5 protein-coding genes and 1 rRNA gene are annotated in these 6,589 nt (G+C 33.4%); 2 read left to right on the top strand and 4 right to left on the bottom strand.

The window, feature by feature from the left end:
* The 3 genes from JOD29_RS19355 to JOD29_RS20770 form a co-directional block, all read right to left on the bottom strand.
* A 16S ribosomal RNA gene (locus JOD29_RS19355) occupies positions 1–68 on the bottom strand; the annotation flags it as partial.
* Between the two features lie 680 nt (positions 69–748).
* Positions 749–1,426: a MerR family transcriptional regulator gene (locus tag JOD29_RS19350; protein WP_205101739.1), complete on the bottom strand. Its 678-nt coding sequence runs from the start codon at positions 1,424–1,426 to the stop codon at positions 749–751.
* 529 nt (positions 1,427–1,955) lie between these two features.
* Positions 1,956–3,503, bottom strand: coding sequence for a primase C-terminal domain-containing protein (locus JOD29_RS20770; RefSeq protein WP_124766957.1), 1,548 nt, complete (start codon positions 3,501–3,503; stop codon positions 1,956–1,958).
* An 842-nt stretch (positions 3,504–4,345) separates the two neighbouring features.
* Here JOD29_RS20770 and JOD29_RS19340 point away from each other — a divergent pair.
* Together JOD29_RS19340 and JOD29_RS19335 are read left to right on the top strand one after the other, a co-directional pair.
* Positions 4,346–5,161: an AAA family ATPase gene (locus tag JOD29_RS19340; protein WP_124766956.1), complete on the top strand. Its 816-nt coding sequence runs from the start codon at positions 4,346–4,348 to the stop codon at positions 5,159–5,161.
* Positions 5,145–5,492 (top strand): hypothetical protein, encoded by a 348-nt coding sequence (locus tag JOD29_RS19335; protein WP_124766955.1) that lies wholly within the window; start codon positions 5,145–5,147, stop codon positions 5,490–5,492. Before JOD29_RS19340 ends, JOD29_RS19335 begins: the two co-directional genes overlap by 17 nt.
* A gap of 298 nt (positions 5,493–5,790) precedes the next feature.
* Here the strand turns inward: JOD29_RS19335 and JOD29_RS19330 are convergent, their stop codons facing one another.
* Entirely contained in the window at positions 5,791–6,336 is a 546-nt protein-coding gene (locus tag JOD29_RS19330; RefSeq protein WP_192894268.1) for an acyl-CoA thioesterase, read from the bottom strand.
* Positions 6,337–6,589: the final 253 nt, after the last annotated feature.

Below are 6,589 nucleotides of genomic sequence, written 5' to 3'. Positions count from 1 at the left end.
CGCTCGACTTGCATGTATTAGGCACGCCGCCAGCGTTCGTCCTGAGCCAGGATCAAACTCTCCATAAAAGAAAATTTGATAAAGCTCAAATTTTTGCTGGCATCAATATGATGTCCAAAATTTTGTCTCTTATTTAAAAGAAACGTTTATTTCATTAACGTTTTGTTGTTCAGTTTTCAAGGTTCATCACAACTGTCTTTCGAGACAGGAATTATATTATATTATATATAATTTTATTTGTCAATCACTGTTTCAAAAAAGTTATTTATCTATCGAAACAGCTAGGTATATATTATATAAAAATAATATCCATTTTGTCAACACCTTATTTCAAACTATAATCGATAAGGTTTTTAACATATCGTCAACTTTTTGCGACAGCTAAATTATATTATCACAATAGCGATAAAGAGGTCAATAAAAAATTTAAAGGGAATATCTATTTTTTATTTTCCTACTATTATAAGAGTAAAAAATAGAATATATTGCTCTTTCCTGTTAGTAGATTATTAAAAAAGCATGCCTTTACGACTTAATAAAATCTTAAAAATTCCTTTACAAGAGATTAAAGATTCTTTTATAAGATTAAATCATAGGGTTTTGAATCCCTACATTTTACTCATTCCTAGTTAAATTTGTAGCGTTACAGAAAAGCAAAAAAACCTAACAGAACTTAGAAATGTTTCTGTTAGGTTTTTTTGCTTTTTATTCTATAAGTAATAACAAGAACTCCCTAACGGATTTAATCCTAAAACTTCCACCACTGTTTTTTCTTTTTCTTCGCTTCTTCAAGCTCTGTAACAGCCGCAGCAATCTGTCTTCTTGATTCCATCGATTCTTTTAAAGCGAGCATTAACTTATTATCCCGATCATCAATGCTATTTTTTATATATTGCTCTTGCTTTTGAAGTTGTTCAATTAGGGTTTTATTAAACTCCATTTGTTCTTTGTTGAATTCCATCTGTTCTCTTTTATACGCAGAAAATTCATCTAAAAGCTTTTTATAATCATGATTTGGTATTACTTCTATATCTGTTATATCTTCAATATTATCAATATCCGAATCTAAAATAGTTTTTACAGCTTGATTTAATGTCAATGATCCATCATTTTTAAGATCAACAATTTTCTTTATAACTTCGATGTCTCTTTTATAAAAAACTCGATGTCCAACTGAATTCTTGTTGAACTCATAGTTATGTTTTTGCATTAAAGAACAATATTTTCGAAGTGTGCTTTCTTGAACACCTAAGAATTTACTGACCATTGTTGTATCATAAATTAAATCATCTCCAATTGTTGTATCGGATATAACTGATATAACCGATATATCTGCTGTATCAGACATATCTATCACCCCTTCAATACATACAATTCGTAAAAAATAACTAACATCCTTTAAAAACCGTTCATCAAATACAGACATTAGATGGTGAAGATTGTCGGATTAAACACTTATTATTTTATTAATCTCACAAAAGTAGAAATTTCCACTTTTGTGAGATTAATAAAATAACGAGTTGATCCATGTTATAACAAATATAACTTTAATTTAAAGCCTAAGATTTACGTTTTAGTGCACCTTAATCTTTATAAGACAAAAAGATAATAATTCATTATCTTTTAAAAATGTAATCTTCAGTTTGAATAAGATATAATAGCGCCTTATATTTTTCACACTGTATCAGATATATCACCGTCTGGCAGGAGCCGAGAAGTTCCCCAAAAGGGGCTGGGCTAAAGCCCTTCTCGCCCCTAAAACATAAATAACAATTTTATAACTAAACTAATATAATAATTACAAACATATAAATAATCTACAACACTGCTACCAAACTAGTTTTACTTCTTAATTTGCATAATATATCAACTATAATATCATCGAACATCTAGACTGGAACTCTACTAAAACTGAAACGTAAATAGAAATATGTAAGGCATAGTGGAGTATTAATTTAACCAGGCCATCTTTCTTTATTTTCACGGGGAGTTGTTGGGATAATAACCCCTAATTTAGCCAAGTAATCTATCAATAAATCATAGCCTGCTATAGCTTCTAATTCTCCAATCCATTTAGCTACAACTTCTTGCAACCCAAAGCGATACAGCCCTTTGCTTTTTGAAAGCTCTGTTGCCTTATTTAAGACATACTGAATAAACAGGCTGATCGTTGTCCAACCCGTTTTGGCGTTACGACCTTTGCCTTTTGTTGTTTTTAATAGCCTAGTAGATTGTTTTAATAATGCATTTAAAGAGCTTTGTGGAATCCTAACTGCCTCACAAAGCTCTTTTTGTGTATGCCAAAGAAACATTTCTGAGTTGGATTTTTCAGCAGAAATGTAAGTAATGATATCCTGTTCCCATTCTTCATAATGAGAACGTACGCGATCTTCACGGTCTTTTTTGAACTTGTACCAGACACCTTTATAGCCGAGTTTGACTGGAATGGATGTGCTGCCTTCTACATACAGAGCCAATAACTCTTCAATATACTCCTTGCTTGCACCTTTGTATTTTCCAGAATACGCAGAGTTTAATAGACTTTGAATATCAGCTAGGGGTAGTGGGTAATTTAATTTCGAATTATATTCATCTAGAAAATCAAATGTGCGTTCCTTTTCCCAACCTTCAGAAAAGCACACTAAAGCGAGCGTAAACATGGTATTGTTTCGCCCTAGTTGTCCTTTTTTACCTTTTATATCAACTGCTTGAATTAGTTTAGTGAACCATTCTGATCGCATCACCGAAACACTTGTTAACTTTGAAGGCATAACAAATAAAGGTCTGTTATTTTCGTCATCTTGACGACGAGACCAATCGATTAATTGCGCCATGCTGTATGTTTGATCTAGTTGAAGCCATGCGATATTTTCTGGCTTCGGGATACGGAAAAACCCAAAATCATTACAGAAAGGGTCTGCATCCATACATTTCAGGCTCTTTTTTAAGTTATCTGAAATACGCTTTGCTATAGTAAGTCCTCGGAAGTCATTTTTGTTTGAGATAAATAGAGGTTGTGAAAGCACAAAATACACCTGGTAACCACGTTCCGATTCAACGATTAAAGTTGGGGCTCCGATGCTTTCATCTACGCAGGCTAAAAGAATGTCCTGTACACTATGGCGTTTTGTATCAATATCTATTACGAATGTATTGATTTGTAATAGATTCTTTTCTTCGAATCCACGGATCATGCGACGTTTTTCATCTGAATAGTTGTATTGGCGGTAGATGTTTGGCGTGAAGTGAGTGAGTCCTGCTGCATCTTCTAATAGCGTTTCTTTGGAAGTGACAATGTAACCTTTTACACCGTTTGATGTGAAGTCTGATTTAGAGCGTACAACAAAGACAGCGCCTTTTTTATTTTGCCTATCTGCTTTTTCAGCTTGGATGCGTGCAGGAAGTGTTGCTTTGGAGTATTTTGTTTTATAAGTAGTTAAACCTTCACGAAGGATTGTATTATAGACATCTAATAATTGATTAGTAGATACAAAAATAGCCACTGATAGTCACCTCTAGTTTATTTGGTGAATGCCAGTAAGCTATCAAAATAAAAATTTCCATAGTTAAAAAAGTACCAAAATCTATTTTTAGACTTAGAATATTGAAAATTATTTATTAGCTTGTTATAATCAGTACATCAACTATCATATATATGATATAAATATAGTCAGTGTGTTCCTGCACACCGATTATATGAAAATACTGCTAGCATTCACTTTTGTGTTTGTTAGGCGCGATTTGAAGTCATTCCATTGTCCGGCCAAAGACTAGAGGAATGGCTTTTTTATTTTGCCTAAAAATTTATTTAAGATATTTTTAATAAACCATAAAATAAAATTCTTGTAAACTACTGAAAACACTTGACTTTGATAGACTTTCTCGCAAAGGTGGAAATTTCTACTTTTGTTAGAACTTTTGACTTTCTCGCAAAAGTGGAAATTTCTACTTTTCCACTTTTGCGAGAAAGTTTGATTACAGACTGAATTTTTTCTATAAAAAAAACCCTTGATATGTCAGTTATATCAAGGGTTTTTTTTATTCCTCTATGAATTTCTACTTTGCAAAAGTGGAAATTTCCACTTTTGTTAAGAAGTTTGACTTTCTCGCAAAAGTGGAAATTTCTACTTTTCCACTTTTGCGAGAAAGTAGATCTAATATTACATTTGTGTTACAAATTATTTTATGGCTATTAGTAGTTTTCCAAACGTTAAGCTCTATATTTTTCTTTTCTCGCAAAAGTAGAACTTTGCAAATAATACTTTTGCAAAGTTCTACTTCTGTTTGATATACTGTTGCTACTAATTAATAGAAACGGAATCAAATAGATAAGGAGATTTTGAATATGGCGATAACGATTGTGGTTGGGAACTTTAAAGGTGGGGTTGGTAAAACGAAGGTATCTGTAATGGCATCTTGGGAGCTTGCTTTTGAACGAAATAAGAAAGTACTTTTAGTAGATATGGATCCACAAGGTAATGCGAGCACATTAATTGCTCGCTCAACAGGAGTAACAGAAATTAATGCAAGTATTTTTGATGGGTTCAAAAACGGCTCTTTAAAAGAATGTATTGTTCCATTAACTGATAACTTACATATGATTCCTGCACAAGTTTCGTTTAAAAACCTACCAAAGTTTTTATATGCAAATGTAAAAGAAGAAATTGACCAAGTTACATATTTAAAGCGGTTACTAGATCCAATTCGCGATGATTATGATTACATTTTTATCGATGTTCCTCCAACTATCAGTGACTTTTCTGATAATGCAATGATGGCAGCTGATTATGTTCTAATCATCTTACAAGCACAAGAATTGTCATTAGAAGGTGCCGAAACGTATGTGAAATACTTACAGTTTATGGCCGATAACTACGATGCGGATATTCAAGTGGTGGGTGTGTTACCAGTACTCCTTCGTCCAGGTGGTCGCGTTGATGTAGCTACTATAGAACGCGCAACAGAACTATTCGGTGAAGAGAATGTATTAAAAAATGTTGTTAAACACCAAGAACGACTGAAAGCATGGGATGTCACAGGTATCACTAACAAGGACCAACATGATAATAAAGCCCATCAAGTGTTTATCGATGTTGTAGACGAAATGCTTGAAAAACTAAAGCACTTCGAGGAGGCAGGTAAATATGAGTGGGTTGATTAAAAAGAAAAAACCCTTAATGGAACCCCCTGCACCTGTGAAGAAAACACAGGAAGAGGACTTTGCTTATACTGGACCAACTAAAGTTGCTGAACAGGAAAAGCCATCCAAACTAACAACAAACAATGTTGGTAAAAAGAATAGTACAAAAAGCATTAAAGTACCCGCAGTAATTCATTCTGAGTTAAATTTACTTGGTTCATTTATGGACGAGAATAAAACCTATGCGATTTTGCAGAAACTTATCGATAGTTATGTAAAAAATGAGCTTACCGATCGCCAACAGCGTCAGTTTGAGTTTATGGTCGAGGCTTTTAATAATGAGGAGAACTAATAAAACCACGAGATGTCGGATGAAGAACAGTCGACCCTCGCGGTTTTTCCTTTGTCAGTATTTATTAAAGAGATTTTTAATATAGCTTTGTTATATCATTTATTAAATATATATTTATATATTCGTATATTCGTATACGAAGTTGAGATGTTGAAAAACCTTATAAAAAGTAGGTTCATTTAGCGTAATAAGCAAATAAAACCCTCCCAAGGGGATAGGGTTTTAACGTTTTTTATTGTTAGACAGACATCCTCATATGAATATGTAGATAAACTTCGCTACTGCTCAATAAATCTATTTAACATTCTCCTTCTGAATAATCCATAATTACTTTAGGAGATGTGCCATGCTCCTTTAAATAGGAGACGATTTCTTTATTTACTTCTATTTTTTCCGTACGAAGGGCAGCTCGGTATTTTGCTCGTTCGTGTAGGTACTTTTCTTCAGCAGTTTCTGGAATCACTTTTGGCACGGGTGTTGGCTTTTTATTTTCATCCAGTGCTACAAATGTGAAATAGGAAATAGCTGCGATTTTTGATTGACCTGTACGTAAATCCTCTGCATGCACTTTAATGAAAATCTCCAATGAGCTTCTTTTAGTCCATATCACAAACGATTCAAAACACACCGACTCTTGTGGACGAATTGGATGTAAAAATTCGACTCCATCTACTGAAACTGTTACACATTCTCGTCTACTATGTTTTGCGGCTGTGATGGAAGCAACCTGATCCATATCGCTTAGTAAACGTCCTCCGAACAACGTATTATGGTTATTAAAATCGTTCGGAAAAACCCTACTTGAACGTAGTACACGTGATTCTCTACAAAACTTCGTTTCCATTTCCATATCATCGCCCCCTTTTCATTAGCTCAACGATCTCCTATATATTAAGAACACAGGTATCGTAATTTATTTGAAACAGTGAATTTCATTTAATTTAACAAATAAGTAAGGAACTGCTAACCCAGCAACATCTTTCCCTCGTTAGATACAAAAAATACTGAGTTTCTACTATTATATATAGCTAAATTCCATCTATATTTATATCAATCAAAAAAACGCCCCACTGACCTAAATTCGAGTGCTCAGAGCG

It is taken from the genome of Lysinibacillus composti, assembly GCF_016908465.1.
GTDB lineage: Bacteria > Bacillota > Bacilli > Bacillales_A > Planococcaceae > Ureibacillus > Ureibacillus composti_A.
Note: the sequence above shows the minus strand (reverse complement) of the source record. Positions and strands in the feature narration are given on the sequence as shown.

Bases quoted from the DNA above. Each gene is read 5' to 3' on its own strand.
- JOD29_RS19350 (WP_205101739.1), bottom strand. From the start codon at position 1,426: ATGTCTGTATTTGATGAACGGTTTTTAAAGGATGTTAGTTATTTTTTA.
- JOD29_RS19335 (WP_124766955.1), top strand. From the start codon at position 5,145: ATGAGTGGGTTGATTAAAAAGAAAAAACCCTTAATGGAACCCCCTGCA.
- JOD29_RS19340 (WP_124766956.1), top strand. From the start codon at position 4,346: ATGGCGATAACGATTGTGGTTGGGAACTTTAAAGGTGGGGTTGGTAAA.
- JOD29_RS19330 (WP_192894268.1), bottom strand. From the start codon at position 6,336: ATGGAAACGAAGTTTTGTAGAGAATCACGTGTACTACGTTCAAGTAGG.